This is a genomic window from Acidimicrobiia bacterium, assembly GCA_016650365.1.
Taxonomy (GTDB): domain Bacteria; phylum Actinomycetota; class Acidimicrobiia; order Spongiisociales; family JAENVV01; genus JAENVV01.
Map to the genome: position 1 here is coordinate 1 of JAENVV010000276.1, position 3,019 is coordinate 3,019.

Genomic DNA, 3,019 nt, shown 5'->3' on the forward strand with positions numbered 1-3,019 from the left:
CGGAGATCTCCAGTTTGGGCAGGTACAGCAGGCACAGGATGTGCCGGGCGGCGTTGGACTGACCATCGACCCGGCTCGCTTCCTTACCGGTGAAATGGCCCTGGCAGCCGCAGCTGTCGACGGCCAGGAAGCGCCAAACGACTTCTACATCCAGATGACCGGCGCGCCCCACACCAGGGTTGTTCCGGCTGACGCCACGGTCTGCCTCATCGATGCCAGCGGGACGGGAGCCTTTCTTGAGGATCGGGGCTACCCGGAACTCCAACGGATCACTCCGGCCGAGTACGCAGCGATCTACAACGACTTTGACTCAACCAAGTGGTACTCAGGCGGTCGATGGGTTTGGTACACACTTGACGGGGACGTCATCACGTCGGTCGTGGAGCAGTACCTGCCGTAAGCCACGAGTCCCCAAAACGGTCGCCTGGCGCGGTACAACTTAAAAAGCGGAACCCCGGCAAGCCGAGGTTCCGCTTTTCGAGTCCGGAGGGAGTGGGGAGTTCCGGACTCGATTAGAACCCAATGATAACGCTTTCCGAGATCATCGGAAGCACACTTTCCAAAATCCTCAGCTGGCGCAAACGGTTGGGGCCCAATGGTCCCCTGAGTTCGGCTCACACGTCGTGCACGGTGTCTCGCAGTTCGCGTCGGAGGATCTTGCCGGTCGTTGTCCGGGGAAGCTCGGCAACGAACCTGATCACCCTCGGAACCTCATGGGCAGCCAATCGGGTACGGACCAGACGCTGGAGCTCACTTGCCAATGCTCGTGAACCTCGATATCCGGCCTTGACAACGACGAACGCCGCCGGGACTTGACCGCGTATCTCGTCGGGTATCCCAACCACCGCGCACATCGCGACCGACTCATGGCGCATCAGTGCGTCCTCGATTTCCCCTGGCCCGATTCGATATCCGCCAGAAGAAATCACATCGTCCTTGCGGCTCACGAACCACAAGTATCCATCCTCGTCCTCTACTCCGATATCTCCGGTCAACAGCCAATCGCCGTGGTATTTTTCGGCCGTGGCTCGCGGCTGGTTCCAGTATCCAATCATCATTACGGGATCAGGCCCAAGCACGGCTATCTCGCCTTCCTCGCCAACGACTCCGACACCGTTGTCGTCAAGGACGGCGACCGCATGGCCCGGGATCGGGCGACCCATCGACCCGGGCTTGACGGGCCAGGTCGAAGCGCAATTGCCGACAACGATGTTCGCTTCGGTCTGGCCGTAGCCTTCGTTTATTCGTGCGCCGAGATTGGATTCCGCCCAGCTGAGCATCTCAGCGCCAAGCGGTTCGCCACCCGTGAAGATGGCCCGTAGTTGCAGCTCCGAGGATCCTGCCCCCGCGGCCCGCATCATCTTCAGAGCTGTTGGGGGCAGAAAGGCACAGGTGACCTGATGCTCGATCATCAGATCGATCGCCCGGTGTGGTTCGAACCCGGGTGGAACCGTCAGCACCGTCATGCCGTGATACCAGGCCGGAATGAGAACATCCATAAGTCCACCGATCCAAGCCCAATCGGCTGGCGTCCAGATCACGTCGTCGGGCTGGGGGGCGTATTCGTAGAACAACTCGAACGCAGGCAGATGGCCGAACAACGTCCGATGGGCGTGAAGAGCTCCCTTCGGGGGGCCGGTCGTCCCCGAGGTGTAGATCAGGAAAACGGGATCGTCGGCCATGGTGGTTGCCGGGGAGACCGCTTCGCAAGCAAGTAACTCCGACCAGAAGTCGTCATCGAACACGACCAGCTCCAGGTCTGGGCTGGCTTCTCGGACCTTTGCGACGTTCTCGGGGCTGACCAGTGCGAGCCTGGCCCCTGCGTCATTCAACCGGTATCCCAGGGCGTCGGGTCCGAACAGCGACGCGAGAGGGAGCGAGATGGCACCCAGCTTCCACAGGGCCAGGTGGGATATGCCGGTCTCGAGCGACTGCGGGGCGACAATACCTATACGATCGCCGCGACCGACTCCCCGGGCCATCAGAACGGCGGCTAGCTGGTCGGACCAACGACTCAACTCGCCGAATGTCGCCTGCGAACGGCGCCCCTCCTCATCAACCGTGACGAGCGCCACTGCGTCCGGCGGGGCCATGTCGGCACAAGCCACGCCCATATTGAACACATCCGGGATATGCCAGTCCATGGCCGCCACCAGACGGTCATACGTCGGATAGGCCAGCCGGGGGATGATGGTCGGATTCATGGAACACCACCGTACCGAACCTGGCGGAGACGTGTCGTTCGGACCTTGACAGCGCACCCCGATTCGGCTGAGCTGAACCTATGACCGAACCGTACGTGTATCCCCGGCCTGAGGATGCCGCCAGGTACCCATTCGTAGAACATCGGATCGAACAGCACGCCCCCGACGAACAAGAGGCCCGCGGCGCGGCGTTCCTCAAACTCATGGAACGGCGTCGTTCGGTTCGCACCTTCTCTGACGAACCGGTACCTCGCCATCTCCTTGATATGGCCATTGAAACGGCCGCGACGGCTCCGTCGGGTGCCCACATGCAGCCCTGGAAGTTTGTTGTGATTGGGGACGCTGACATCAAGCGACAGATCCGCCAAGCGGCGAGGAAGAAGAGCGGATCAACTATGAAGTCCACATGAACGACGAGTGGCAAGAAGCCCTCGCCCATCTCGGCACCCACTGGCAAAAAGATTACCTGGAAACGACCCCCTGGCTTGTGGTGGTATTTGAAGAGCGGTACGGCATCAAGGAAGATGGCAGCAGGCAACATCATTATTACGTAAAGGAAAGCGTCGGCCTGGCGTGCGGGTTGTTTATCACCGCTCTGCACAACATGGGCCTGGCCACCCTCCCCCACACCCCCTCACCGATGGCGTTCCTTACGAAACTGCTCGGACGCCCCAAAAACGAACGTCCATTCGTACTCTTCCCGGTCGGCTACCCGGCCCCCGATGCCCAGGTCCCGGTTCTCGCACGCAAGCCACTTCGCGAGGTAATGATCGACGTTCCCGACCCGTCAGGGTCGTCAGGACGATAGGTTCAAG

2 protein-coding genes and 1 pseudogene are annotated in these 3,019 nt (G+C 61.0%); 2 read left to right on the forward strand and 1 reads right to left on the reverse strand.

Annotation, left to right across the window (positions count from 1 at the left end; all coding sequences use genetic code 11):
* The coding region (locus JJE47_15640; protein ID MBK5268852.1) for a hypothetical protein at nt 1-400 on the forward strand (400 nt) is incomplete at its 5' end.
* A gap of 214 nt (nt 401-614) precedes the next feature.
* On the opposite strand, the gene JJE47_15645 is transcribed toward JJE47_15640, so the two are convergent.
* The gene (locus JJE47_15645; GenBank protein ID MBK5268853.1) at nt 615-2,204 is read right to left on the reverse strand and encodes an AMP-binding protein; all 1,590 of its coding nucleotides are present in this window, start codon (nt 2,202-2,204) and stop codon (nt 615-617) included.
* 80 nt (nt 2,205-2,284) lie between these two features.
* Here JJE47_15645 and JJE47_15650 point away from each other — a divergent pair.
* Nucleotides 2,285-3,012, forward strand: a pseudogene (locus tag JJE47_15650) (nitroreductase family protein).
* Nucleotides 3,013-3,019: the final 7 nt, after the last annotated feature.

What these genes read in the sequence shown, in the direction of transcription:
- JJE47_15645 (MBK5268853.1), bottom strand. Translation starts at nt 2,204, where the DNA reads ATGAATCCGACCATCATCCCCCGGCTGGCCTATCCGACGTATGACCGT.